General features: G+C 44.5%; 18 protein-coding genes and 1 pseudogene. 14 read left to right on the top strand and 5 right to left on the bottom strand.

Translation table 11 applies throughout. The features are described from left to right. Both porX and tsaE read left to right on the top strand, forming a co-directional pair. A complete protein-coding gene (porX, locus tag EL210_RS11520; protein ID WP_018920446.1) occupies positions 1 to 1,560 on the top strand; it encodes a T9SS response regulator signal transducer PorX in 1,560 nt (519 codons plus the stop codon). 68 nt (positions 1,561 to 1,628) lie between these two features. Beyond that, entirely contained in the window at positions 1,629 to 2,039 is a 411-nt protein-coding gene (gene tsaE / locus EL210_RS11515) for a tRNA (adenosine(37)-N6)-threonylcarbamoyltransferase complex ATPase subunit type 1 TsaE (protein WP_018920445.1), read from the top strand. A gap of 502 nt (positions 2,040 to 2,541) precedes the next feature. Here tsaE and EL210_RS11510 read toward each other — a convergent pair. After that, entirely contained in the window at positions 2,542 to 3,546 is a 1,005-nt protein-coding gene (locus EL210_RS11510; protein ID WP_018920444.1) for a 2-oxoacid:ferredoxin oxidoreductase subunit beta, read from the bottom strand. A gap of 9 nt (positions 3,547 to 3,555) precedes the next feature. Continuing rightward, positions 3,556 to 5,403: a 2-oxoacid:acceptor oxidoreductase subunit alpha gene (locus EL210_RS11505; protein ID WP_018920443.1), complete on the bottom strand. Its 1,848-nt coding sequence runs from the start codon at positions 5,401 to 5,403 to the stop codon at positions 3,556 to 3,558. A gap of 205 nt (positions 5,404 to 5,608) precedes the next feature. On the opposite strand from EL210_RS11505, the gene hcp reads away from it, so the two are divergent. From hcp to EL210_RS11475, 4 genes and pseudogenes are all read left to right on the top strand, one after another. Continuing rightward, positions 5,609 to 7,261: a hydroxylamine reductase gene (hcp, locus tag EL210_RS11500; RefSeq protein ID WP_025879689.1), complete on the top strand. Its 1,653-nt coding sequence runs from the start codon at positions 5,609 to 5,611 to the stop codon at positions 7,259 to 7,261. A gap of 395 nt (positions 7,262 to 7,656) precedes the next feature. Next, positions 7,657 to 7,917, top strand: coding sequence for a hypothetical protein (locus EL210_RS13640; protein ID WP_018920441.1), 261 nt, complete (start codon positions 7,657 to 7,659; stop codon positions 7,915 to 7,917). A gap of 533 nt (positions 7,918 to 8,450) precedes the next feature. Continuing rightward, a complete protein-coding gene (locus tag EL210_RS11480; RefSeq protein WP_025879912.1) occupies positions 8,451 to 8,666 on the top strand; it encodes a hypothetical protein in 216 nt (71 codons plus the stop codon). A 12-nt stretch (positions 8,667 to 8,678) separates the two neighbouring features. Beyond that, a pseudogene (locus EL210_RS11475) lies at positions 8,679 to 8,879 on the top strand (hypothetical protein); the annotation flags it as partial. Between the two features lie 177 nt (positions 8,880 to 9,056). Here the strand turns inward: EL210_RS11475 and EL210_RS11470 are convergent. Together EL210_RS11470 and EL210_RS11460 are read right to left on the bottom strand one after the other, a co-directional pair. Next, positions 9,057 to 9,539, bottom strand: a complete 483-nt coding sequence (locus tag EL210_RS11470; protein ID WP_018919682.1) for a hypothetical protein — start codon at positions 9,537 to 9,539, stop codon at positions 9,057 to 9,059. Beyond that, positions 9,511 to 10,278: a ParA family protein gene (locus tag EL210_RS11460; RefSeq protein ID WP_026285893.1), complete on the bottom strand. Its 768-nt coding sequence runs from the start codon at positions 10,276 to 10,278 to the stop codon at positions 9,511 to 9,513. Before EL210_RS11460 ends, EL210_RS11470 begins: the two co-directional genes overlap by 29 nt. 15 nt (positions 10,279 to 10,293) lie before the next feature. Here EL210_RS11460 and EL210_RS13635 point away from each other — a divergent pair, with 15 nt between their 5' ends. The 6 genes from EL210_RS13635 to rhaD all read left to right on the top strand — a co-directional run bounded on the left by EL210_RS13635 (position 10,294) and on the right by rhaD (position 16,622). Beyond that, a complete protein-coding gene (locus tag EL210_RS13635; protein ID WP_036890071.1) occupies positions 10,294 to 10,503 on the top strand; it encodes a hypothetical protein in 210 nt (69 codons plus the stop codon). 503 nt (positions 10,504 to 11,006) lie between these two features. After that, positions 11,007 to 11,891 carry a helix-turn-helix domain-containing protein gene (locus EL210_RS11450; RefSeq protein WP_018919680.1) on the top strand — a complete coding sequence of 295 codons (885 nt, stop codon included), beginning with the start codon at positions 11,007 to 11,009 and terminating at the stop codon, positions 11,889 to 11,891. A gap of 14 nt (positions 11,892 to 11,905) precedes the next feature. Further along, positions 11,906 to 13,450 (top strand): rhamnulokinase, encoded by a 1,545-nt coding sequence (locus EL210_RS11445; protein ID WP_018919679.1) that lies wholly within the window; start codon positions 11,906 to 11,908, stop codon positions 13,448 to 13,450. Positions 13,451 to 13,495: 45 nt separating this feature from the next. Continuing rightward, a complete protein-coding gene (locus tag EL210_RS11440; protein WP_018919678.1) occupies positions 13,496 to 14,749 on the top strand; it encodes an L-rhamnose isomerase in 1,254 nt (417 codons plus the stop codon). 1 nt (position 14,750) lies between these two features. After that, positions 14,751 to 15,782, top strand: a complete 1,032-nt coding sequence (locus tag EL210_RS11435; protein WP_018919677.1) for an L-rhamnose/proton symporter RhaT — start codon at positions 14,751 to 14,753, stop codon at positions 15,780 to 15,782. A 30-nt stretch (positions 15,783 to 15,812) separates the two neighbouring features. Next, positions 15,813 to 16,622: a rhamnulose-1-phosphate aldolase gene (rhaD, locus tag EL210_RS11430; RefSeq protein ID WP_025879735.1), complete on the top strand. Its 810-nt coding sequence runs from the start codon at positions 15,813 to 15,815 to the stop codon at positions 16,620 to 16,622. Positions 16,623 to 17,041: 419 nt separating this feature from the next. On the opposite strand, the gene EL210_RS11425 is transcribed toward rhaD, so the two are convergent. Next, on the bottom strand, positions 17,042 to 21,070 hold the full coding sequence (locus EL210_RS11425) for a hybrid sensor histidine kinase/response regulator transcription factor (RefSeq protein WP_018919675.1): 4,029 nt from the start codon (positions 21,068 to 21,070) through the stop codon (positions 17,042 to 17,044). Positions 21,071 to 21,265: 195 nt separating this feature from the next. Between EL210_RS11425 and EL210_RS11420 the strand changes: the two genes are divergently transcribed. Beyond that, positions 21,266 to 23,965 (top strand): alpha-L-rhamnosidase, encoded by a 2,700-nt coding sequence (locus tag EL210_RS11420; protein ID WP_018919674.1) that lies wholly within the window; start codon positions 21,266 to 21,268, stop codon positions 23,963 to 23,965. Beyond that, positions 23,965 to 25,806, top strand: coding sequence for a glycoside hydrolase family 71/99 protein (locus EL210_RS11415; protein WP_018919673.1), 1,842 nt, complete (start codon positions 23,965 to 23,967; stop codon positions 25,804 to 25,806). The genes EL210_RS11420 and EL210_RS11415 overlap by 1 nt, the downstream gene beginning before the upstream one ends. Positions 25,807 to 25,815: the final 9 nt, after the last annotated feature.

Here is a 25,815-nt window from a genome sequence, read left to right as displayed (position 1 = left end):
ATGAGTAATGGGAAGTTATTGTGGGTAGATGATGAGATAGATCTGTTGAAAGGTCACATCATCTTCCTTGAAAAGAAAGGCTACAACGTAACAACGATGAGCAATGGCATAGATGCTGTTGAGCTTTGTCGTGAGGAAACTTTCGATCTTATCCTGCTCGATGAGATGATGCCTGGCTTGACCGGTCTTGAAACTTTGCAGAGAATAAAGGACATTCAGCCTGCAACACCGATAGTGATGGTTACGAAAAGCGAGGAAGAAGACATCATGAACCAGGCTATCGGGCGTAAGATTGCCGACTATCTCATCAAGCCGGTAAACCCCAATCAAATTCTCATTACGCTGAAAAAGAATATCCATAATCGTGAAATCGTTACCGAAGTAACGCAAAACAGCTATCAGCAGGACTTCCAGAAGATAGCACTTCAGATTGCCGATTGCCGTGATTGGGACGACTGGATGACGGTGTATCGCCGCTTGGTGAACTGGGAATTGGAGCTAAGTACTACTGACAGCCGTATGACAGAGATGCTCCAGGCGCAGAAAGAAGATGCCAACATCGGCTTCTCAAAATATGTTCAACGCCATTATATGGCTTGGATGAGTGGCTCGGAAGACCGTCCGATGATGAGTAATGATATGTTCAAACAGCAGATTTTCCCCCTTCTCGACAAGAAAGAAAAGGTGTTTTTGCTCGTCATCGACAACTTCAGATACGATCAGTGGCGCGTACTTGCTGAAGAACTTGCCGACAGTTTCGACATCGATGAACGGCTTTATATGAGCATTCTGCCTACAGCAACGCAGTATGCCCGCAATGCCATATTCAGTGGTTTGATGCCCATGGAGATACAACAGATGTTTCCCGACCTCTGGGTTGATGAGGACGAAGACAATGGCAAGAATGTCCATGAGGAGGCATTGATAGCGGGTTTGCTTGCACGTTATCGCAGACGAGAGAGCTTCAGCTATCATAAAATCAATGATTCGCAGTCGATGGAGCGGTTGTTGACCCATTTCAATGAACTCCAACACAATGATTTCAACGTGTTGGTGGTTAACTTTATCGATATGCTTTCACATGCACGTACCGAGTCACGCATGGTTCGTGAGCTTGCAAACAATGAGAGTGCATACCGCAGCATCACGCAAAGTTGGTTGCGACATTCGGGGATGTCCGAGCTTTTCCGTGTGCTCAGCCATGTTGACTGCCATGTCATTGTCAGTACAGATCATGGAAGTATCCGCACCAATCGCCCGATAAAGATTGTCGGTGACCGCAATACGAACACCAATCTCCGCTATAAATTGGGCAAGAACCTTAGCTATGAGTCGCGTCAGGTGTTTGAAATCCGCGACCCTCGAAAGGCACATTTGCCCTCGCCTAACTTGAGTACGTCGTATGTTTTCGCAATGGGCGACACTTTCTTTGCCTACCCCAACAACTACAACTACTATGTGTCGTACTACAAGGACACGTTCCAGCATGGTGGCATATCCATGGAAGAAATGCTTATTCCCATAGGAATGATGCGTGGAAAATCAATAGATACAAAGTGAATATAAACTAAATAACAGTCTCCTTACGGTGTCATTGCAAGACAACGGAGGGAGAAACAGAAGAAAAGATGGAAATAAAAATCAATTCATTAGACAACATCCATGAGGCAGCCAAGGCTTTCTTAGCTGGCATGGGAACGGCTAAGGTCTTCGCTTTCTATGGGAAAATGGGGGCCGGAAAGACTACTTTTATCAAGGCTATCTGTGAGGAATTGGGCGTCAGTGACGTCATCACATCACCTACTTTCGCACTCGTCAACGAGTATACGGCAGGCAACGGCGCCGCAATCTATCATTTCGATTTCTATCGAATCAAGAAACTTGAAGAGGTCTACGACATGGGATATGAAGACTATTTCTATGGAGGTAACCTCTGTTTCCTTGAATGGCCCGAGCTCATTGAGGAGATTTTGCCTGAAGATGCCACGAAAGTGACGATAACAGAAGATGCAGACGGCAGCAGGAAAGTAGTGTGGTAACACTGCTTCTGCTGTCAACTTTCTTCCTCGTTTTTAACACTTTTAGCCGCGCCCAAATAGAAAATAACTCTCGCTTTCTATGCTTGCACGAAGCCGTTTTATGGCTTCGGTACTCCCATTTCTATTCCTTGGCCTTGCAATCTCTGTCACTTTACCATGCTGTTTGACTGAGATTACCTCGCATTTTGACTCAAAACGCACGATGATTTGACGCTAATCACGGTGCTTTTCAGCGTGATTTTATCTTGTAAATTGTGTTGAATTTCATAACAGCTTGATATTCAGTAGGTTGCAAAAGACTGAAAAACGGCACTTATTTGGAGCGAGGAAGACATCCGTTTTGAATTTGCAAGTTTTATGAAGACAATTGTAATGTCTTTTCATAAATACTGAATTATACTTCCTTATTTGCAAGTATATGGAGCAATCTTGAATGTTTTGTTAAACATAATGGTTGAACATACAGCACATGCTGTGTGAGTTGCACACGCTGAATAGCGCTTTATTCAACCGTCCAGATATCATTTGTTTCGAGCAATTCAGTGAAATTGTGATACCTTTTTCGGGCTTTCACCTCTTCAATCTGACTGTAGATGCAGTCTTCATAAGTAGGGGCGGCAACGTCGCGGATAACGCCTAAGGCCACAGGAAAACCGTGCTCATTGTCCATCATGGCCAATTTCAGCTGCAAGGTGTTGTCTTCACAGTGGGCATCATGCACGAGAATGTCTTGCTCTGTGATGCCGTTTTCGCCTAATTTCACGACTTTAAGTGCGAAGCCTTCTTGCATTAAGCCATATTCTTTGTGCTTTCCAAAGCGCATCGGACGGCCATGTTCCAAGTAAATGGCATGCTCGGCACGTCCTTCCCGTGTATAGATTGAGGCATAAGTCCCATTGTTGAAGATCATGCAGTTCTGCAAAACTTCGCATACCGAAGCCCCTTTATGCTGTTGGGTTGCCTTGAGTGTTGCCACCGTATGGGCGCCGTCGTTGGCCACAGTGCGTGCAAAGAAGCGGCCACGTGCGCCGAAACATAGTTCAGCCGGACGGAAAGGATCTTCTATTGTGCCGTAGGGACTCGACTTAGAGACAAAGCCTCGCGGTGAAGTTGGAGAGTACTGGCCTTTCGTCAAGCCATAGATGCGGTTGTTGAGCAGTATGATATTGATGTCGATATTGCGTCTTAAGGCGTGTATGAAGTGGTTACCGCCGATGGCAAGTCCGTCTCCATCGCCCGAAATCTGCCACACTGTGAGCTGCGGATTGGCCACTTTCACGCCGGTTGCAATAGCAGCCGCACGCCCATGGATAGTCTGCATGGCGTAGGTGTTGACGTAGTAAGACAGGCGTCCGCTGCAACCTATGCCCGAAATGACTGCCGTTTCATGAGGTGGAATGCCTGATTCGGCCATTGCTTTCTGTAGAGAAGCCAAGAAGAAATGGTCGCCGCAACCTGGGCACCAGCGTGGTTTTCCCTTCTTATAATCGTTGACTGTGTATTCCATAGCAGTGTTTTATTCGTCGATAATCTGTTGAAATGTAGTGACAAGAGCATCGACCATGAATGGTTGTCCTTTCACTTCATTGTATTGTCTTGGGCAGAAACCATCGATTTTCATGCGCAGATAGCCTGCAAACTGCCCCATGTTCTGTTCTGCCACCACCACTTTGGGGTAGCTTCTGAACACTTCTGCCGTGTTCTTGGGCAGCGGATTGATGACTCGAAAGTGTGCCAATGCCACCTTACGCCCATGCTTTCGCAGCTCTTCCATGGCTGTATAAAGGTGTCCGAAGGTGCCTCCGAAGCCGACTATCAATAGGTCTGCATCGTTCTTATCCCCCAGGACGTGGATGTCAGATACTGGAATTCGGGCCACTTTCTCGGCTCTTAACCGTGTCATCAGGGCGTGGTTATCGGGTTTGTTGGATATGCTTCCGGTCTCATTGTCCTTTTCCAATCCGCCAACAACATGCTCGCAGCCCTGCATTCCGGGCGTAGCCCAATAGCGGGCGAGGCTCTCCGGGGCGCGTTGATAAGGACTGTAAGGGGTTGTTGAGTTGGCTTTTACCTTGTGAGGACGTATCTCCGGCAGTTCAGTTACAATGGGGAGGCGCCATGATCCCGAGCCATTGGCGATGTAAGCATCGCTCAGTACGATGACAGGTGTCATGTGTTGCACTGCAATCTGACAGGCTAAATAAGCCGAGTGAAAGCAATCTGTGGGCGATATTGGGGCAATAACCGGCATCGGACTGTCTCCATTGCGCCCGAAGAGCACTTGAAGTAGGTCGCTTTGTTCGGTCTTTGTGGGCAAACCTGTAGAGGGACCACCGCGTGTAACATCAATAATGACGAGTGGAAGTTCGTCCATAACCGCCAGATTTATAGCCTCCGACTTGAGACAGATGCCTGGTCCGGAGGTCGAAGTAACAGCAAGTGAGCCGGCAAAAGAAGCTCCGATAGCCGATGCGCAGGCTGCCAATTCGTCTTCACATTGCATGGTAACGATGCCAAGTGACTTGTGTTTAGACAGCTCAATGAGGATATCTGTGGCGGGAGTAATGGGGTAACTGCCGAGAAAGAGCGGCAAGTTGGCTCTTTCTGCTGCAGCAATGAGACCGTAGGACAGGGCTTTGTTGCCCGTGATGTCCATGTAGCGGCCCGGCTTTTTGTGAATAGATTCGATGCGATAGGTGGCAGGAACCGACGCATGGGTGTTGTGCCCGTAGTCGTATCCGGCATGAAGTACACGGATGTTGCAGTCGGCAATCTGTGGTTTGTCCTTGAACTTATGGGCGATATAGTCAACAACTTTCTTGCGACTACGGTTGAAAAGCCAGCAAACTATGCCCAAGGCAAACATGTTTCTGCATTTAAGAACCGTCTTAGGGGCAATGTCTTCGCCTTTCAAGCAGGCCTTGACCATAGTCGTTATAGGGCAGGCTACCACGTGGTCTGCCTTGATTCCGAGTTCTTTGAGATAGTTGTTTGTCTTGAATTCTGCCTTTCGAAGGTCTTCTTCCTTAAACGAATCAATGTTGATGATGATAGTAGCTGTAGGTGAAGCATACTGTATCTGTGTTTTCAAAGCAGCTGCATTCATGGCTACAAGCACGTCACATTTGTCGCCCGGAGTATGTACTTCTTCATCGCCAATCTTTACTTGATAGCCACTGACTCCAGTCAGAGAACCTTGCGGAGCACGTATGTCGGCAGGATAATCTTGTAGAGTTGAAATGCTGTTTCCAGACGTTGCCGATACCAAGGAGAATATAGTTCCGGCCAATTGCATGCCATCTCCCGAGTCGCCTGAAAAGCGGATGACCACTTGTTTGAGTTCCTTTACTTCAAGTCCTTTCATGGGTGAATAGATAATGTAGTGTCAAATATAGAAGAAGAAAATGGAAAAAGCAAGAAAAAGCGTAAGAAAAGAGAAAAGAAAATGTATTCAGTTCTCTCGTTTTAATAATCATTAACGCCTCTCGAGTCACAATTGTTACCAAAGCAAAGGATATGGATGAGCTAACTTTGCACCACAAATTGAAACATAGATAAACAAAAACATGATGACAGAAAACAAGATGTTCTGTTTCCAATGCCAGGAAACAGCAAAGGGAACAGGGTGTACAATTCAGGGCGTTTGTGGCAAAACAGCTGAAACCAGCCAATGGCAAGACCTGCTGTTGAGCGTAGTTCGTGGAGTAGGAACCATTGACCATTGTCTTAAGAAGGCTGGAAAAGAAAGTTTGCCTGCTGTAGAAGACTTTCTTACGGATGCCCTCTTTACAACGATTACGAATGCCAATTTCGATGATAATGCCATTCTTCGCAAGATAACCGATGGCATTGTGTTGAAGAAACAATTGGCAGATAAAGCATCAGAAGAAAGTGTTTCACTCCCGGATTGGCCCGAAGTGAAGTGGGGAGGAGATGAAGATGACTTTGAAGCAGAGGGTAAACGCGAGGGCGTTCTGCGCACAGAGAATGCCGATCTGCGTTCTCTGAAGGAACTTACCGTGTTGGGTTTAAAGGGAATGGCAGCCTATTATGAGCATGCTTCACGTCTTGGGGAGCATAGTTCTGCTATCATTGATTTCATGAGTGAAGCACTTTACACAATCACTGACCCTGATTCAAGCATGGAAACACTGCTCAATTGTGTGCTCACAACAGGCAAATACGGTGTTGATGTCATGGCACTGCTCGACAAAGCCAATACAGAAGTCTATGGAAATCCAGAGCTTACGAAGGTCAATATCGGTGTAGGCAAGAACCCTGGCATACTTATCAGCGGTCACGATCTTAAGGATATAGAAGATCTTTTGAAGCAGACCGAGGGCACAGGCATTGATGTTTATACCCACGGTGAAATGCTTCCGGCCCATTACTACCCACAGTTGAAGAAGTATAAGCATCTTGTAGGCAACTACGGTAATGCCTGGTGGAAGCAGAAGGAAGAGTTTGAGACGTTCAACGGCCCTATCGTTTTCACGACCAACTGTATCGTTCCTCCTTCTCCAAAAGCCAGTTATAAGGACCGTGTCTTTACGACTAATGCTGCCGGTTACCCCGGATGGAAACATGTTGAGGCCAGAGCTGACGGACATAAAGACTTCTCTGAGGTGATAGCCTTGGCCAAAACGTGTCAGGCTCCGACTGAAATTGAACACGGAGAAATAGTGGGTGGCTTCGCACATGCACAGGTCTTTGCCCTTGCCGACAAAGTAGTTGAGGCCGTAAAGAGCGGTGCAATCCGTAAGTTTGTAGTCATGAGTGGTTGCGACGGACGTATGAAGAGCCGCAATTATTACGAAGAATTCGCTGCAAGATTACCGAAAGACGTTGTTATCTTGACGAGTGGCTGCGCGAAATTCAAGTATAATAAGCTCGATCTTGGCGCCATAAACGGCATTCCCCGCGTGCTTGATGCAGGCCAATGTAACGATTCTTATTCCTGGGCTGTAGTCGCTTTGAAGCTTAAAGAGATATTCGGAGCCAACGATATCAACGAACTTCCTATTGCTTTCAACATCGCTTGGTATGAGCAGAAAGCTGTTATCGTATTGCTGGCACTGTTGTCTTTAGGCGTGAAGAATATCCACATAGGCCCTACACTGCCTGCATTCGTGTCGGAAGGTGTGCTGAAAGTCCTTGTAGAAAACTTCGGGTTAGGAGGTATCACTACCGTAGATGAAGATATGAAACGCATGATTGGCTAAGTTTTGTCATACACTATACATCAAAAACCGCATCGAGTAATCTTCCCGATGCGGTTTCCTTTTTAGGTAAAAGAGTCGATCCTTTATAACTCTTTGATTATAAGTACTTATAAAATTGAAAAAAGGAAAAGGGTTACGATTTGGTTACTACTCAAATTCCCTGAACTTCCTTGATTTGCTGTCGTTTCAAACAACTCTTTTATCAATGCAAAGATAACTAAAATGTGCTGTACGGCCAAAGAAAACATTTGTTTTTTCTTGTCGGACAGACTTTTCTGTTGTCATTTCGATGGTTTAATTGTCTTGCTGAAATTCTCATCATCTTCGGCAGAAACAAGTTATGACCTCTTTCTTCGCAAACTTCGCTATCGGCATAACCTATTCCTACCTTTGGTATGGCCGACGAAAAGAGGCAGGGAGCAGTCTGTCGAAAGAGCTTCGGCAAATCTGCTTTCTGCCACATTTCTGTGTATCGGCCATACTTTCTAAGGTATGGATTTCAGCAAGACAATTTTTCAGAGCTGTTCCCTTTCGGTATTTTTCTTTTCTTGGAAGTAGTTGTAAAAGCCGCATTGTTTGTCGTCGGAGAAGTCGGAGCTATTCAGGTGGTGACAAATTCCTCACCCGTCTATCTCCGACACCTCCGACTTGTCTGACAAAGCCGTAGGAAAAGTACACGCCTGCCCATCGCAGCAAGCCCGAAAGGCAGACTTCATACCTTTCCTCTTCCGTCTTTGTCTTCTATAGGTGGCTTTTACATGCCCGCTTCATTACGCTTTTTACTATCTGATTGTATGGCATGCAATCAGATTTTTTACTTTTTTATCCGAATCTGTCTCTTTTCCGTTTACCTCCATTTCGATGCGGTCTTCACCGTATCGCATCCGTTGGTCGTCCCCGTTCAGGCGCAAAGGTAATTCCGGGATGCTACGCTGCAGCAAGGTCGGTACCTTCGGTTTTGGAGAAAATCTCCACGCCTGCGCTCCACTACGTTTTGCTCCGGGTAGTATTTTCCCTCAAAAACCTTGCATTTGCTCATCCCTACCTTTGTGGGGCACCTGAAACGAAAACGACCGATGCGACAGGAAGATGCATTAAAAAATATCGGATAAACGAGAGACAGATAAGCAGTGAAACTCAACTCCCTCAAGCTCTTGGATCCGCATTAAACATTAAAACCCTTAGAAAAATGGAAAAGTCAATCAACATTCGCCAAGCCTTGCGCACAATTCTTCGCCTGCTGCTCACAAGCATTCTAAGCATCGTCTTTTGGGCGGTCGGTGTGGTTGTCGGTTCACTTGCGGAAATCGTCGCAGGCATTCTCCGCACCCTTTGGGCAATAGTCCTCTACGTGCTCACCCTCGTAAGTATTCTCGCCCTTATTCTTTGGATATTCACCCTATAAACATAAATCAAGATGAAAATAAGACACAGTAAGACGCCCAGCCAGCAATGCCGATACTACAAAGTGGACGACATCTTCGAGTATATGTATGAAACCTACATCAACGGCAATCATTCGCAACTGAAAACATTGTACAAGGAGTTGCGCAGAGAAGCAAGAAAAGAGTTTATCGCATTCTACTTTGAAATGGTCAGTCCCAACACAGAATGCGAGAGAAATAGTTTTTGCTTGTTGTTCATAAAGCGTTGTTTGGTGACGGGCGTACATGAAAAACGGTCATACGCGCCCGTCGGGGTTGGATTGAAATTGTCTTACTTAACTTTCTTGTGGATATAGTGGCAGCGCCTTATCCGTAGTCTTTTTCTTTCATTGTCGTTTCTTGTTAACGGGTTATACAAAATCGCGGATATCGAAGTCTTCGATGCGCGCGGGCAGGACGAGCGGTTTTTCCTGTTCGGCACGGGCAGTATAGAGGTCGATGACCTCGTTCACCCTGTCGGAGATGCCGGCGAAGCTCTCGGTGAGCTTTTGAAAGAGTTCCGTCTCGGCGATGTCCTTGAAGGTTTTGCCGGCGTGGAGCTTTTCTTCTTCGTCCGCCTCGGGCTTCCTCACGGACTTCACCGCCCTGTCGATGTCCTCGAAGCTCGTTCCCTTTGCCGCAGGTGTGTCGGGCTCATCGTCTTCTGCGTCTTCGTTTCCGCCTGCAACATCATTTATCCTGATGTCGGTGAAGGTTTCGTCGAGGCGGTCGGTGGGATAGTCATATCGTCGCGCCTGAAGGCATTGATGATGAAATTGCTGTCGATGTCCGAGACTTTTGTCTTTCGTGCCATGATGGTGAAGTTTACGAATGGATGAGAGAAAGGATTTCATCGGTCAGGGCATCAATGTTGCTGCCCCTGACAAGTACCTTGTCGGGCGGGAAAATCGTCGAACGGAACACGCTCCTGCGACCGGTCTCCGACTCCTTTCTGAACCGCTTGCTGTCGGGAAGTCGGGTGGAAAGGATGGGCAGGGCGAACTCCGCGCACACCTTTTCGTAGGCTCCGTAAAGCTCCGTCTTTTCGCGCCCGTCCACCATGTTCCATATCAGGTAAATCCCCTTGATGGCGGATTTGCCCGTGACGACCATCTGCTCGTTGATGACGGTGGCGAACTTGATGGAGCTTTCCATCACTACACGGTCGGCGATGATGGGCGTGAAGATATAGTCCATCCGAGATACGGTATTGACGATCTCGGCATTGTTGATGGTACCGGGCAGGTCGAAGAAGATGACGTCCGGCATATTGCCTCCCCTACAAAGGCTCTCTGCGGAGGTGATGGCGTCCTCGGCGCGGCTGCAGACGACGGGATAGTATTTCTTGCCCAGCTGTCTGAGCAGGTCATACGCCTGCACCTTGTAATAGTCGTCCTTCATGATGGTGTCCATGTCGCGTTTGCGCATGTCATGGATACTGTACTGGGGGAAGTCGCAGTCGATGACGGCGACGTCATACCCCTTTACGTAATGCAGGTAGCTCGCCATGAGCACCGTGAGCGTCGTCTTGCCTGCTCCGCCTTTCTGGGTGGAGAAAGCAACATACAGTGGTTTGTCTTTTTGTTTGTCCATTGTCTTCTTGGTTTTATGGGTGATACATATATTGATACATTTGTTTGTCGGTTTGTCGGTTTCTTCCGCTTGACGTTCCAACCACATTCTCGCCGTCCGTCGGTTGTGACCGCCTATTCTCCTTGCAGAGATACTGTCGGAGAAACGGACTGCCAAGTGTCGGTTGCAACCAACCAATGGCCATTGGGGCATGAGTCTCTCTCAACCAACCGGCAGATTGTCTGACGTCTTTTGGTTTGTCGGTGCAAATAAACAACAAAATATCGGTACTTGTATCGTTTTTCAGCCATGTGGCAGCTTGTGGCGTCGTTCCTGCCGGTTTTCGGGTGGATATTCCGCCTAATTTTGCACCCGAGCGACGAGCTCTGTCGGTCGGTGTTCTCCCCGACGGCTTCTGAAGGTAACTCCCTCATCCGTCCGAAGGCGGATGTTTGTGTCCTCAAAGACACAGCAAGATGTCCTTTGAGTTACTCAAAGGTTTTCGGGTAACTTCCGAGATGTGCCCTCTCTACACAACGAGAGGAGGGATTTTCTCCGAAGTCGAACACTCATTAAAAGGAAAAGCCGTCATTTCTGACTTGATAAACCTATCCAAATGTTTTGCTAATTCTTCCGAAACCTCTTGAAATGTCAAATAGCAAGTGTTTTATGTCAAAAAACGTACTTTCATACCGTAGGAAATCACTATTTTTGCAGCAAGAACCTATTAACTAATACGAATTACTCCTATGGGTTATAGCCAAACATTACAATATCTTATTGACAACGAGCAGGATGCTTGTTGGGGATTGACGGTCAATGGTGTTGGTTTTCAGCATATAGATTCTGGTGAAATCTATCCCCCCAAAAATCATCCACAGGAATATTCTTTTCTGACGGACAGAGGTAGACGGCTAAATGAATATCAGTTTATCTACATTACAGCAGGGAGAGGTGTCTTTCGTTCAGAGCATTGTGATCAGACAGAAATCAAGGAAGGGGATATGTTCCTATTGTTTCCCCATGAATGGCACAGCTATCAGCCCGACCCAGAAACCGGATGGAATGAATATTGGATAGGCTTTAGGGGACAGAATATCGACGGCCGAATTTCGAATGGATTTTTCTCTCCGCGAGAACCCATATTCCATGTTGGCCTACACGATGAACTTGTACAGGTGTTTAGGAATGCTATAACAATAGCCAAGGAACAGCATGTTGGTTTTCAACAGATGTTAGCGGGAACTGCCAATATGGTGCAGGGTTATGCTTACGCTTTCAACCGCCACAACAAATTTGCAGATAGAGAGATAATTGATCAGATGAGAAAAGCGAAAGTTATCATGATGGAGCGATTGGCAGATGACATTACACCGATAATGGTAGCTGAAGAAATCAATATGGGATACTCAAGATTCCGACAGGTGTTTAGGAAATTCACAGGCTATGCTCCGCTTCAGTATATTCAAGAAATACGGTTAACGAAAGGCAAACAACTTTTGGCAAACACCAATCTTTCGCTGGCAGACATTGCCTATCAGGTGGGTTATGAGTCGGTAGATTATTTTTCAACTACTTTTCGTAAGAAAAATGGGATTACACCGACAGCTTACCGAAAATCTGTAAGAAGATAACTATTAAACATTTTATGATGAAACAACTAAAATCTAAACAAGTAGGCAAACAATTCTTCGCAGTAGACTTGGGTGCAACAAGTGGCAGAACCATTATAGGTTCGATTTCAACCAATGGTGCAGATGACCATACAACAGCAAAGCCTTCCATTGTGTTAGAAGAACTGACCCGTTTTGACAATGCACTGATACCAATGCATGGACACATATATTGGGATTTATTTGCCCTCTATAAAGAAATAATCGAGGGGCTCCGCCTTGCAGTTCAAAGAAACTACCATATAGAGAGCATCGGTATTGACACTTGGGGATGCGACTTTGTGTGCGTTGGTGCAGACGGACATCTGTTGCGCAATCCGTTTTCCTATCGCGACCCGCACACTGTAGGTAAAATGGAAGCGTATTTTGAACAAGTGATGCCGAAAGAACAGGTATACAAAAAAACAGGAACACAGTTCATGAATCTTAATTCATTATACCAACTCTATGCAATGCATAAGGCAGGAGATTCGGTCTTGAAACATGCTGATAAAATCTTGTTCATTCCCGATGCCTTAAACTATCTCCTAACCGGGAAAATGGTCTGTGAATATAGTATCGCCTCCACTTCTCAAATGTTGAATGTGTATACGAGAGATATTGATACAGAACTGATTGAGAGTTGGGGGCTCCGCCGGGAACAATTTGGCAAGTTGGTTCAATCCGGTACTGTCATAGGAGAGTTGACTGAAGAGGTTCAGAAACTAACGGGGTTGAGTGCAATTCCGGTTGTTGCTGTGGCAGAACACGATACAGCAAGTGCTGTAGCTGCCGTCCCTGCATCCAATTCTCATTTTGCTTACCTTAGTTCCGGAACATGGAGTTTGATGGGAATAGAAACACAGCAGGCCATTGTTACCCAACAAACATTTGAGCGTAATTTTACCAATGAAGGTGGAGTAGACGGGACAATTCGTTTTTTGAAGAACATCTGTGGTATGTGGTTATATGAATGTTGCCGTCGTGAATGGAAGAAAGATACAAATATTGACGTCAGTCATACTACACTTATAAAAGAAGCAATGGAAGCAGAAGGGTTTAGAAGTATCATTAACCCTGATGACCAGATGTTTGCCAGTCCGGACTCAATGACAGCAGCTGTCCAAGACTACTGTCGTAAACACAACGAACCTATTCCGGAAACCAGAGGGCAGTTTTGTCGCTGTATATATGATTCTCTTGCATTACGCTACCGGCAGGTGTTTGGTTGGTTAAAGGAATTTGCTCCGTTCCCAATAGATGTTCTCCACGTTATAGGTGGAGGTTCGCAAAACAACTATTTAAATCAATTTACAGCCAATTCGTGCAATGCAACTGTTCTTGCCGGTCCTCAAGAGTGTACTGCCATAGGTAACATCATGCTGCAGGCAAAGGCTGCCGGATACGTCAAAGATGTATGGGAAATGCGACAAATTATTGCAAATAGTATATCGCCGACAAGATTTATTCCGCAGGATGCTGAATTGTGGGAGACCGCTTATGAGAAGTACTTGCATATAACAGGCGGAAGTAAAGATTAAATAACCATAAAATAAAATTCTGAAAACGATTAAAAACTTAAAGTCATGAAAACAGAAAGTATTGAGAAAGCTTACGCATACGCGAAAGAACGCTATGCAGTAGTGGGTGTAGACACAGACAGAGCTATTGAACTTCTAAAAAGAACTCCTATCTCTCTACATTGCTGGCAAGCTGATGATGTGATTGGTTTCGAGCGCAATGAAGCGCTCTCCGGGGGAATCCAAACAACCGGTAACTATCCGGGGCGTGCCCGAAACATGGAGGAAGTGCGTCAGGATATCCTTTTTGTCAAAAGTTTGCTGGGAGGCAATCAGCGCTTGAATCTTCATGAAACGTATGGTGACTTCGGTGGCAAATTGGTAGATCGCGATCAGGTAGAAGTCAAGCATTTCCAAAGTTGGATAGATTGGGCGAAGGAGAATAATATGAAGCTTGATTTCAACTCAACCAGTTTTTCTCATCCGAAGAGTGGCAATCTATCGTTGGCCAATCCCGACAAGGGTATCCGAGATTTCTGGATTGAACATACTAAGCGTTGCCGCAAGATAGCCGATGCTATGGGTAAGGCACAGGGCGACCCTTGTATCATGAATATTTGGGTACATGACGGTAGTAAGGACTTGACTGTTGAGCGGATGCGTTATCGTCAGATTATGGCCGAGAGCTTAGATGAGATATTGGCTGAAAAACTTGACGGTGTGAAGAACTGTTTGGAAGCAAAACTTTTCGGTATCGGTTTGGAAAGTTACACTGTCGGATCGCATGACTTTATTGCCGGCTATTGTGCTACACGCAAACTGATGTACACCCTCGATACAGGGCATTATGAGCAAACAGAGAATGTCAGCGATATGGTTGCATCACTTCTTCTTTTTGTTCCGGAACTGATGCTCCACGTAAGCCGTCCCGTGCGTTGGGACTCCGATCATGTAACCATCATGAACGATCAAACACTCGATTTGTTCAAAGAGTTGGTGCGTGCAGAAGCGCTTGACCGTGCACATATCGGATTGGATTACTTCGATGCTTCCATCAATCGTATCGGTGCATATGTCGTTGGTACGCGGGCCACACAGAAGTGTTTGTTGCAGGCTTTCTTGGAACCTATCGGGCAACTCCGTTCCTACGAAGATGCCGACAAGGGATTTGAGCGTTTGGCCTTGTTAGAGGAAGCAAAGAGTCTGCCTTTCGGTGCAGTCTACGATTATTTCAATTTGACAAGCAATGTGCCTGTCGGCGAGGAATTTATTCCAGTCATTGAACAATATGAAAAGGATGTGTTGACTAAACGCGGATAAAATGAGCATTGTTATCGGACTTATCATCATAGCCATTGGTGCTTTCTGCCAATCAAGCTGCTATGTTCCCATCAATCGTATTAAAGCGTGGAGTTGGGAGAGCTATTGGCTTGTGCAGGGAGTATTTGCATGGCTGGTGCTCCCTCTGTTGGGAGCTTTGCTTGCCGTTCCATCGGGACACTCATTGTTCGAACTCTTTACCGCAAGTAACATGTTCAATATCTGCATGACGATTCTCTTCGGAGTACTCTGGGGAGTAGGCGGGCTCACTTTCGGGCTTTCCATGCGTTATCTTGGCGTTGCACTCGGGCAGAGCATTTCTTTGGGCACTTGTGCCGGACTGGGTACGATACTCGGTCCGGTCATGTTGAACTTCTTTTATCCTGAGGGACATCATTTGGAGAAACTGACAGGTTCTGTGCTCATCGGAGTTGTTGTGACGTTGCTGGGGATTGCCGTTATCGGCATAGCCGGTTCGATGAAGTCTGCACAGCTCAGCGAAGAAGAGAAGCGCGAGGCTGTCAAGGATTTCAACTTCCCCAAAGGCATAGCCATCGCACTCTTAGCCGGTTTTATGAGTGCCTGCTTCAATGTAGGACTGGAGTTTGGGAGCGGATTGCACTTTGCCGAAACGTCGGGCTTGTTCTTGACGCTGCCCGCCACACTGCTTGTTACACTTGGCGGGTTTGTTACCAACGCCGGCTATTGCCTTTGGCAAAATCAGAAGAACCGCACTTGGGGTGATTACGGAAACAGAAAAGTGTGGACCAACAATATCCTTTTCTGTCTTTTGGCCGGTGCGTTATGGTACAGTCAGTTCTTTGGATTGGCATTAGGCAAGGGCTTCCTCACAGAATCACCCGTGCTTATCACGTTCTCTTTCTGTATCTTGATGGCGCTCGACGTAGTCTTCTCAAATGTGTGGGGCATTATTTTGAAAGAATGGAAAGGTTGCGGGCGAAAGACAATCGCTACACTTATTGTGGGCATCATTGTTCTGATTGTTTCTTCGTTCCTGCCCCAATTATTATGATTATCTACAGAATAAATTAAACGTATGATTATGAAAAGTATTTTAGATGGCCGGCCCCTGCTGAAAGAAGAGGTTGACAAAATAGCAGAAGTAGCCGGATACCTTTGGCAGAAAGGCTGGGCAGAGCGTAACGGTGGGAACATAACCGTCAACATCACCGAGTTCGTGGACGATGCGATAAGGGCATTGCCTGCTATCAGCGAGGTAAAGGAGATTGGAGTGACGCTGCCAGCTTTGAAGGGGCAGTATTTCTTTTGCAAAGGAACAAACAAGCGAATGCGCTACCTTGCTCGTTGGCCGATGGAGAATGGAAGTGTCATTCGAGTGCTTGATGATTGCAGCAGTTATGTCATCATAGCCGACAATCCCGTGCTGCCAACTTCCGAGTTGCCAAGCCATTTGATGGTGCATGCCCACCAGATAGAGAACAATACGGGCTATAAGGCCACGCTGCATACACACCCGATAGAGCTTGTCGCCCTGAGCCACAACAAGAAATTCCTTCAGAAAGATGTTTTGACCAATCTATTGTGGAGTATGATTCCGGAAACAAAAGCCTTTTGCCCATTGGGATTAGGCGTCGTCCCCTACGCCATTCCGGGTTCCAAAGCTTTGGCGGAAGGGACGCTGAAAGAACTTGAAGATTATGATGTCGTGCTTTGGGAGAAGCATGGGGTCTTTGCCAAAAGCACGGACATTATGGACGCTTTCGACCAAGTGGATGTGCTGTCGAAGAGTGCCGTCATCTATTTGGACTGCAAATCCATGGGGTTTGAACCCGATGGGATGAGCAACGAACAAATGAAAGAACTCTCACGAGTGTTCCACTTGCCGAAGTAGGAAATCTATCATGTTTTGTAAAATATTTTACGACCGTCAGAAGACCTTTTTCTATGATTTTTCAGGCCCTTTGGCGGTCGAATTTTGTTGTCTGAAAGGGTGGAAAATAGGCCTCTGTAACTTGCTGATAATCAGTAATATATGAGAGTGAAAATTCCCTGCGCACCAAATTTAGATTCTCTGCGCAGGGAATTTAAATTTGGTGCGCAGGGAATTTTAAAAGAATACGCAGAAAATTTTAACGGCGTGCGTAGAAAATTTTTATGAGGTACTGACCGAACTTCACGACGCTTCGATTTTTTGTCAAAAAAATCATAATCTTTTTATATTGCTTTTCGCATTGAATATTGGACTTTCAAGCTTGAACTTTATGATATGACCGATTGGCAATGCGGCAAAGTAATCACAAAGTTCAAATGTCAATGTTCAATATTTAAATCTTTGGCCCGATAATCTTTCGGAGATAGGCCGAATTGTTTCTTGAACACCTTGGAAAAATAGGAATAGGAGCTAAAGCCGGTGCGGTCGGACACTTCACTGAGTGATGCCGAGGAAGAAGTCAGCATTTCTGCCGCGCGCTTGAGGCGATAGGTGCGTAGGAAGTCGTTGGGTGCAATGTTGGTGAGCGCCTTTATCCTGCGGTAAAACACCGACCGCGAATAGCCCAATCGGGTAGCGATGTCGTCGATGTCGAGATTGGGATTGCTTAGTTCACTTTCCAAGAGCGTATTGAGTTTGTTCAAGAAGATATAGTCGGCCGACAGGAAAGGCTGGTCGGAGGGAGTCTGTTCCTGCATTCCCGGTGTCGAGAAGTAGCGGCGCAGACGGTCTTTATGTTTCAAGAGGTTTTTGATGATGAGTTGTAGCTCGTTGGCATCGAAGGGTTTGCAGATATAGGCATCGGCTCCGTGGTCGAGCCCTTCTATGCGGTCGGCTGTTACGATTTTAGCCGTAAGCATCACGACGGGTATCTGACAGTAGTCGATATTGTCTTTGATGGCAGTGCAGAGCTCGTACCCTGACATACCGGGCATAATGACATCGGTGAGCACGAGGTCGGGCGTATGCCTTTTCACGGCTTCCCATGCCTTTTTGCCGTCCGGGGCTTTGATGACCGAATATTCTTGCGACAAGAGATCGGCGATGAAGTCCAGCAGTTCAATGTTGTCTTCGGCTATCAGAAGGGTATAGGTATGCGGTTTGGGTGTCGCATTTTGCGGCTTTTCGGTTACGGCTTCTCGTAGGGGCGATGTGACGAAGAGCGCTTCACTTGTTTCTTGTTTTTCTTTGTCGGCATAGATGTCATCGACAGACAGCGCAAAAGAGAAGCACATGCCGCCTTCGGGCATAATCGAGGCCTTGATGTATCCTCTATGCGCCTCGACCAAGGCTTTCGTATAATGTAGCCCGATGCCGTTGCCGCTATAATCGGGCTTGTATCCTGACGAGGTTTCTATTTGCTGATAGCGCACGAAGAGGCTTTTCATTTTATTCTCGGGAATACTTTCTCCGTGGTCGGTCACGCTGATTTCAAGATAGCTTTGTAAGCTGTTCTTATCGGGAAGCGTGTATGCCGTTGCAACCTGTTCGGCATCGATGATCTGAGTGGATAGGCAGATGGATTCTCCGTGAGGCGTGTGCTTGATGGCATTTGAGAGCAGATTGTAGAGAATCTTCTCTATCTTGTCTTGGTCGGCCCATATCCACATTTCGGTTGCATGAGGCCGGAAACTGATTTCGATGCCTTTGCGTTCTGCAACGTAGATAAACCCTTCGAAAATAGTCCGTAGTTGTGCGATAATTTCTGTATGCTGCACGTGTAGGCGTAGCGTGCCATTCTCCACTTTGCTGAAATCCATGATTTGATTGGCCAGCTGCCATAGCCGTTTGGTGTTCCTTGATATGGTGTTGAGGAGGTGTATGCTCCTTGCGTCACTTTGGGTCGATAGGATTTTCTCCAAAGGTGCAGAAATAAGCGTGAGCGGTGTGCGGAGTTCGTGGGAAATGTTGGTAAAGAAAGTCATTTTCATTTGTGCCATCTCTCGCTCCCTTTCTCTTTCATTGTGTTCTATCTCTGCAAGCTGTTTATTAAGTCTCAGCTTAATGAAAAATCGCATCATGAAGATACCGAGTCCGATACTGCCAAGGATGTATACCAGCCAAGCCTGCCATGTAAACCAAGGTGCCGGCTTAACGATGATTTCAAGGCTTGCCGAGTGAACGCTCTCAATTCCGTCGCCATTGATGGCACTGACATAGAAGGTGTATTTACCTGCAGGGAGGTTGGAGTAGGCTGCCCGGCGGAAAGTTCCGACATTGTTCCATTGCTTTTCAAATCCCTCTAACTTGTATTTGTAGGTGAGCTTTTCGGGCGAGAGAAAATCAATACCTGCATAGTCGATGGATATCGTGGTTTGCCGGTGATTAAGTGTAACTTGTTTGGTAAATAGAATATCCTTTTGCAACGGGGAGTCCTTTTGACCGGGTCGAGCACTCTTATTGAATATCTTCAAATCTTCAATATTGATGGCAGGAGCGTCTGTATTAGGTTTGATGTCTTCAGGATTGAAGAATGTGATGCCATGGTTGCCTGCAAAGAATATTTTTCCGTCATATCCTTTACATCCGGCTTTCTCATGATATTGATCTCCCAAAGTTCCATCGGTTTTGAAATAGTTTTTAATTTTTGGTTGACGGTTAATGAATGATATCATGGATATTCCGTGTGAGGTGCTCAGCCATATGTTTCCGTTGCGGTCTTCCTTAATGCACAGGGTATTATTGTTGGGCAGTCCTGTCGAAACAGAGAAAGGAATAAAAGACTTCCCTTTATTGCAGAGTGCACCGTTCCCGTATGTTCCGAGCCATATCCTATGCTGCATGTCTTCAAAAATGGTCACGCAGTTATTGGCTATCTGATTAAATCGTTTTGGAAATTGTACGGGGATGGCTGTAGTGGTCTTTGCTTTTATTCGGAAAATACCTTTTCCGAAAGCCGAAAAAAGAATGTCTCCGTTATGCAGTACATTGATGTCGGGATTGTTTGCGGTGTATATTTTTTGAGGAGCTTTCGAACCGATATTGTCATTTGTCAGTTTGTACAGACCGTTCCACGAGCCAATCCAGATGTTCCCCAGCCTGTCTTCTTTTACAACCCTTACATTCTCGATATTGAATAGTCTGTCGATTTGGACCATTCCGGCTTGAGTAATGTTTCCCCGTAATAGTTTGTGCTCAAAGGCTATCCATATCCTTTTTCGGGAGTCAATATAAATATCCTCAAGAAATCCCTTTTCCGGTATTTGGATCTCTCTTTTGATACCTTCTTGTGAGTTATACAGATATAGGCCTTTGTATCGAGTTGCGATCCATAAATTTTTATCCCGGTCTTCAAGGATACGAGTAACGAACATTCCTTTGAAGTAATTACTAAGCACTTGATTCGTATTGAAGTTACTTCCATTCTTTTTGCTTACAACAAACCCCTTATCGTAAGAACCAATCCATACATTCCCCTGTCTGTCGTTAAAACATGTATGCAATTGGGGCGAAAGCTGCGGGTTGAAGCGCAAAGGGGAATTGTGTTGTAAAGTATGAGATAGGATGTCATAATAGAAAAAACCGTCTGTGGTTGTTCCAATTAAAAGTTTTAAAGGTTCTATTTCTTTTATAAATGTAATCTGCATTTTATCTAATTGCTCATTTTCGGAATGTGGGATAACCGATGCTTCAAAAGTTTGAGTAACAGGATTAAAAATAACGATACCATGATCTGTTCCAAGCCACCACTTGTCCTGTGGGTCAACGTAAATACATGTAACCTTTCTACTTCTCGGTAAAGTGAAATACTTCCATTCCCGATCGGTTTTTCTGACAGCCATTCCTCTTTCTTCGTTCAATCCCATCCAAAGGCGTTGGGACTTATCTTTCCAAAGCAGATTTACGTTTTCTATTCTATTAGGAAAAACAATATGATGTTTCTCTTTGTTTATATATCCTGCACCGGAAGATGTTGCAAGCCATATCTTACCGTCCGGAGCTTCGAACATGGAATAAATGGGGACTGTGTATTTGCCGGAGAAGTTTTCAAAACATTGCTTTTCATAGTTGTATCTGTTGAGTCCGGAAGAAGTTCCTATCCAAAGATTGTGTGAAGAGTCAATTAATAGGGAGAATACAAAATCATTTAATAGTGAAGTGCTGTCTGAGGCTTGATGTGAAAAATGCAGAAAATCATACCCGTTATATCGGTCTAATCCTCCTAATGTAGCAATCCACATGTATCCTAAAGAATCTTCTGCAAACCCATTGATATCAAGAAAAGATATATCCTGTGAAATACTTGGCTCATAGCCGGTCGACCTATCGTTCGAATGATTCTCTTGTGTGGTACATGACCATAAAACAAACGAAACAACAAATATAATTGTTTGATAATGTATTTTCATATATCCTTACAGGTATTAGCAAATTTTATGCTACTAAATTAAATATATTTCTTGACTTGATAGTTTCTTTCTAACTAAAAAGTGCAAAAATAGGCGAATAAGATTAGATATGGCAAAAATTAGAATAGATTTTACAAAAAACAAACTTTACATATTTGTATCTTTGCAATGATTTAATACTAAAAATAAAATATCATGAACTTACAAAAAGGAATAAAGTTCTTTTTTTTATTGCTGGTGACCAGCATTGCCTTTTCCCCTATGGCAGGGAGAGAAAAAGCGGCAATATTCCGTGTCTTTGATTTACGATCGGAATATCAAGTCAATCCTATTGGAATAGATGTGTCTCCACGATTGAGTTGGCGAGTGCAGTCTAATCATAGGGGATTTTCTCAAGAGGCTTATCAGGTAATTGTGGCTTCGTCATTAAACAAGCTGAATGTAGAGAACGCTGATGTTTGGAATAGCGGAAGAGTTGTTTCGTCACAATCTGTTGGCATAGCTATATATAATAAGGTGATGCAAAGCCGACAACGCTATTACTGGAAAGTTCGGGTATGGAAAAATTCTCGCGAGGTTTCAGATTGGTCTGCTCCGGCTTATTTTGAGATGGGATTATTGTCCTCAGATGATTGGAAATCAGGTTGGATAGGCTATGTTCCGGGAATGCCGGGTAGAGTTTTGTATTTTAAGGGGACGTTTACTCCGCGAATGGCTATCAAGCAAGCACGTGCTTATGTGTCAGGACTTGGTTTTTATGAACTTTACATCAATCATAAAAAGGTAGGAGATCATGTTTTAGACCCGGCTCAAAGCACATATAGTAAACGGGTTTATTATGTTACTTATGATGTGAGTCGCTATTTTAATCAAACTGCAAACAGCATAGTTGTCCCCGTTGCCCCGGGATGGTTGGGTACACCTCGACTACGAATGCAGATAGAAGTGACATATCAGGATAATACGACAGAGATTTTGAATTCCGATCGTTTCCGTTCCGTGATAGGTGGTCCAATAATCTCTTCTACTATTTTTGACGGAGAAAATTATGATGCTCGTTTGGATACGGATAAATTATATGCTCCGGGAATACCTCAAGGATTAATGAATGAAGAGTGGGCATGGGCTCATAACACTGATGATCCTACGGGGAAGATGGTTGCACAGAAAATAGAGCCTATTAGGGTAGTGGAAGAGATAACACCTATACTAAAGCAGGAACCACGTCCGGGTATATATGTATTTGATGCAGGGCGCAACCTTGCAGGTTGGGTTGCCTTGAAGGTTAATGGACAAAAGGGGACAAAGGTTTCAATCCGTTATGCTGAAACACTTTATAAGGATGGGACCGTAAATCAGGAAAATCTGAGAAATGCAAAATCTACAGATACTTATATATTAAAAGGTGACGGCATGGAGCGTTGGGAACCTGCTTTTACTTACCATGGCTTCAGGTATTTCCAAATAGAAGGATTATCCGATAAACCTCGAACAGGGGATATTACCGTGAAGGTTGTACGCACAGATGTTGCTAAAACAGGAACTTTCGAATGCAGTAATCCTTTATTGAACAGTATTCAGAAAATGGTAGTCAATACGGAAGCAAGTAACCTTCATAGTGTCCCGACCGATTGCCCGCAGCGTGACGAACGTATGGGCTGGTTAAATGATTTGACTGTAAGAATTGAGCAAGCCATCTATAATTTTAATTTATCCAGATTCTATCCTAAATTTATAGATGATATACAAGATACTCAAGACGAAAAGGGAACAATTACATGTGTGGCTCCATTCCGTTTTGGCATGCGTCCTGCCGATCCTGTTTCAGCCAGTTATTTGCTGTTAGCTCAAAAGTGTTATGAGTTTTATGGTGACAGACGAATCATTTCAGAGCATTTTGATGGAATGAAAGCGTGGGTGGATTATTTGTACTCGCGAACAAAGGACGGCATAGTGGATTATAGTTATTATGGAGACTGGTGTCCTCCACGTGAGTTCCTTGCCGACCCTAATGGCTCCGGCGTCTCAAAAGATACACCGGGCAGGATGATTTCAACCGGATATCTGTATCTATGTTCTAAGTTATTGTCAGACATGGCTAAAATCTTGAATAAGCAGGATATTGCAGTTCGGTATGCTCATATAGCTGATGAAACGGCAAAAGCTATCAATCATCACTATTGGAATGAAGAAATAGGTGGCTATGCTTCCAACAATCAGGCTTCTAATTCATTTGCTTTGTATTTGGGAATTGTAGACACAACTCGTATTCCACGGGTAGTAAACAATCTTGTAAACGATGTGAAAAAGCATGATTATCACCTAACAACTGGAAACCTTTGCACAAAATACTTATTGGAAATGCTGACAGAACATGGACACGTGGATGTGGCATATAAAATTGCAGCACAAAGTACCTATCCAAGCTGGGGATTTATGCTGAAAAATGGTGCTACTACCTTATGGGAGCGTTGGGAGTTTTTGACCGGTGATGCTATGAACTCACATAATCATCCGATGATGGGTTCCATAGGTTCTTGGTTTTATAAGTATTTGTTGGGTATTGTTCCTGAATCTGCGCATCCGGGATTCGAAGAATTTGTTATTAAACCTTATATTCCGCGGGAGTTAACTTTTGCCAAAGGAAGTTTGGAGACAGTAAAAGGAACGATCAAGGTTTCGTGGAAGAAAGAGGAGAATATATTAACAATGGATATAACAATTCCGGAAAACACGAAAGCCAAAGTATATATTCCTACTAAAGATAAAAAAACAATAACAGAAGGAAATCGGAATATCTCTCTCGTAAAAGAAATAACATGGCTGCCAAAAATAGGAGATGATGTCGTACTATTGGTACCATCTGGGAATTACCATTTTAAATGTAAACAATAATGAAACATTTTCTTATACGAACTATTTTATTGGTGGCGTTTTTCTTAAATACAAGTATATCTTTATACTCATGTGATAGTTATAACGTCCCAATCACGCAAGGTATGGAGAGAACACCCCTTGTACAAGAAGTGAAGAACAATAGCTTCAGTATTGTCGGTGTTGATCAATTCGGACGAAGTTTCAGTACGATTTCTGGATATAGGAAAGATAGACAGGTTGGTGTATTTTATTGGCCTTGGATAGGACAACCATTGGCAACCGGCATATATGATGCCACTAAAATATTATCAAAACCTAATGGACTTAAAGTCTTGACAGCGAATAGTGACTCTCTAATTAGCCCAAATGGGCAAATGCACTATTGGGGAGAACCAATATGGGGTTATTATAACTCGGATGATGAATGGGTCATACGTAAACAGATGCAAATGTTGACCATTGCCGGTGTTGACTTTATTTTTTTCGATACAACAAATGCCTTGATCTATTCGAATGTGGCACTGAAGGTCTGTGCAGTCCTTGACGAGATGCAGAAAGCTGGCTGGGAGGCTCCAAAAGTTGTATTTTACACCCATTCTCATTCTTTCCAGACGGTAAGAGATTTATATGATAATATTTATCGTCCAAATCATTATCCAGCAACATGGTATTATGTAGATGGCAAACCGATGATTATAGCATATACAAATCAGGAGGATGATTTAAAAGAGGCTGCTTCAAGGAAAGATACCGAATATACCCCCGGTGTCTTATCTCCTGAAATTCTTTCTTTTTTCCATTTTGTCAAGCCTCAATGGCCTTCCGATTCCTTTTTCTCAGATGGTTTCCCATGGGTAGAGTGGAAGTTCCCTCAGCCCTATCACAATCGTTCGAAAGTAATGAATGTCACGGTAGCCAGTCATCCAATGGTCCCGATGTCATTTTCATTGACGCGCAAGAATTGGATAAATTGGGGAAGAGGGTGGAATCCTCAAACGAAAACGAATGAAGCAGAGAATGTGGACAAAGGTACTTTCTTCCAAGCACAATGGGACCATGCGATCGCTTCTGCACCTTCGATAGTATCTGTGGGCGGTTGGAATGAGTGGATAGCCTACAAACAGCTTTACGATGGCGAGTATATGTTATGTGATGCTGTAAACAAAGAATATTCGAGGGATATAGAACCTATGGTTGGGGGGTATGAAGATGCATTCTATCTTCAACTTATTGCAAATATCCATCGTTATAAAGGCATTACGGGTGAACCTATGGTTTACCTACCACAGGCTATAAACCAAAGTATGATAGATACGCAATGGAAGAGTGTCAGATATACCGTGCGTAATACAGATCATAGATTTATGGACAGAGATGCTTATGGGGGAGCCCCTACAGTTCGTTACGTACAGGCGGCCCCGAAAGATAAACTTGTAGAAGTAAAGGTTTCCTACGATAAGGAAAATATTTACTTCTTACTGAAAGGAAAATATAAGTTTAGTTGCAATGCCGGAAAGGAAAATTGGCTGAACCTTTTAATTGGAACAGGTTCGCCTAAATCTCAAGGATGGGAAAGCTATAATTATATAATAGGCAGGAATATCAATAGAAACAGTGTTTCCATTGAGTTGCTCACAAAGGATTTTAGCACTTGTGAAAAGGGAAAGGGTAGATTTATACAAGAAGCAGATACTATTCAGATTTCACTGCCACGATCTATTCTTGGCCTTGTCAGAGAAAAGCAGTTTTACTTCAAAGTAGCAATGGGAGTCTCAAAGCCTTCCGACATCATGAACTACTATACAACGGGATGTGCAATGCCTATGGGACGGCTGAGTTATCTCTATGTAATGAAATAATTTTTTAAC

The sequence above is a fragment of the Segatella oris genome, from assembly GCF_900637655.1.
GTDB classification, from domain to species: Bacteria; Bacteroidota; Bacteroidia; order Bacteroidales; family Bacteroidaceae; genus Prevotella; species Prevotella oris.
Note: the sequence above shows the minus strand (reverse complement) of the source record. Positions and strands in the feature narration are given on the sequence as shown.

What these genes read in the sequence shown, in the direction of transcription:
- porX (WP_018920446.1), top strand. Translation starts at nt 1, where the DNA reads ATGAGTAATGGGAAGTTATTGTGGGTAGATGATGAGATAGATCTGTTG.
- tsaE (WP_018920445.1), top strand. Translation starts at nt 1,629, where the DNA reads ATGGAAATAAAAATCAATTCATTAGACAACATCCATGAGGCAGCCAAG.
- EL210_RS11510 (WP_018920444.1), bottom strand. Translation starts at nt 3,546, where the DNA reads ATGGAATACACAGTCAACGATTATAAGAAGGGAAAACCACGCTGGTGC.
- EL210_RS11505 (WP_018920443.1), bottom strand. Translation starts at nt 5,403, where the DNA reads ATGAAAGGACTTGAAGTAAAGGAACTCAAACAAGTGGTCATCCGCTTT.
- hcp (WP_025879689.1), top strand. Translation starts at nt 5,609, where the DNA reads ATGACAGAAAACAAGATGTTCTGTTTCCAATGCCAGGAAACAGCAAAG.
- EL210_RS13640 (WP_018920441.1), top strand. Translation starts at nt 7,657, where the DNA reads ATGGCCGACGAAAAGAGGCAGGGAGCAGTCTGTCGAAAGAGCTTCGGC.
- EL210_RS11480 (WP_025879912.1), top strand. Translation starts at nt 8,451, where the DNA reads ATGGAAAAGTCAATCAACATTCGCCAAGCCTTGCGCACAATTCTTCGC.
- EL210_RS11470 (WP_018919682.1), bottom strand. Translation starts at nt 9,539, where the DNA reads ATGAAATCCTTTCTCTCATCCATTCGTAAACTTCACCATCATGGCACG.
- EL210_RS11460 (WP_026285893.1), bottom strand. Translation starts at nt 10,278, where the DNA reads ATGGACAAACAAAAAGACAAACCACTGTATGTTGCTTTCTCCACCCAG.
- EL210_RS13635 (WP_036890071.1), top strand. Translation starts at nt 10,294, where the DNA reads ATGGGTGATACATATATTGATACATTTGTTTGTCGGTTTGTCGGTTTC.
- EL210_RS11450 (WP_018919680.1), top strand. Translation starts at nt 11,007, where the DNA reads ATGGGTTATAGCCAAACATTACAATATCTTATTGACAACGAGCAGGAT.
- EL210_RS11445 (WP_018919679.1), top strand. Translation starts at nt 11,906, where the DNA reads ATGATGAAACAACTAAAATCTAAACAAGTAGGCAAACAATTCTTCGCA.
- EL210_RS11440 (WP_018919678.1), top strand. Translation starts at nt 13,496, where the DNA reads ATGAAAACAGAAAGTATTGAGAAAGCTTACGCATACGCGAAAGAACGC.
- EL210_RS11435 (WP_018919677.1), top strand. Translation starts at nt 14,751, where the DNA reads ATGAGCATTGTTATCGGACTTATCATCATAGCCATTGGTGCTTTCTGC.
- rhaD (WP_025879735.1), top strand. Translation starts at nt 15,813, where the DNA reads ATGAAAAGTATTTTAGATGGCCGGCCCCTGCTGAAAGAAGAGGTTGAC.
- EL210_RS11425 (WP_018919675.1), bottom strand. Translation starts at nt 21,070, where the DNA reads ATGAAAATACATTATCAAACAATTATATTTGTTGTTTCGTTTGTTTTA.
- EL210_RS11420 (WP_018919674.1), top strand. Translation starts at nt 21,266, where the DNA reads ATGAACTTACAAAAAGGAATAAAGTTCTTTTTTTTATTGCTGGTGACC.
- EL210_RS11415 (WP_018919673.1), top strand. Translation starts at nt 23,965, where the DNA reads ATGAAACATTTTCTTATACGAACTATTTTATTGGTGGCGTTTTTCTTA.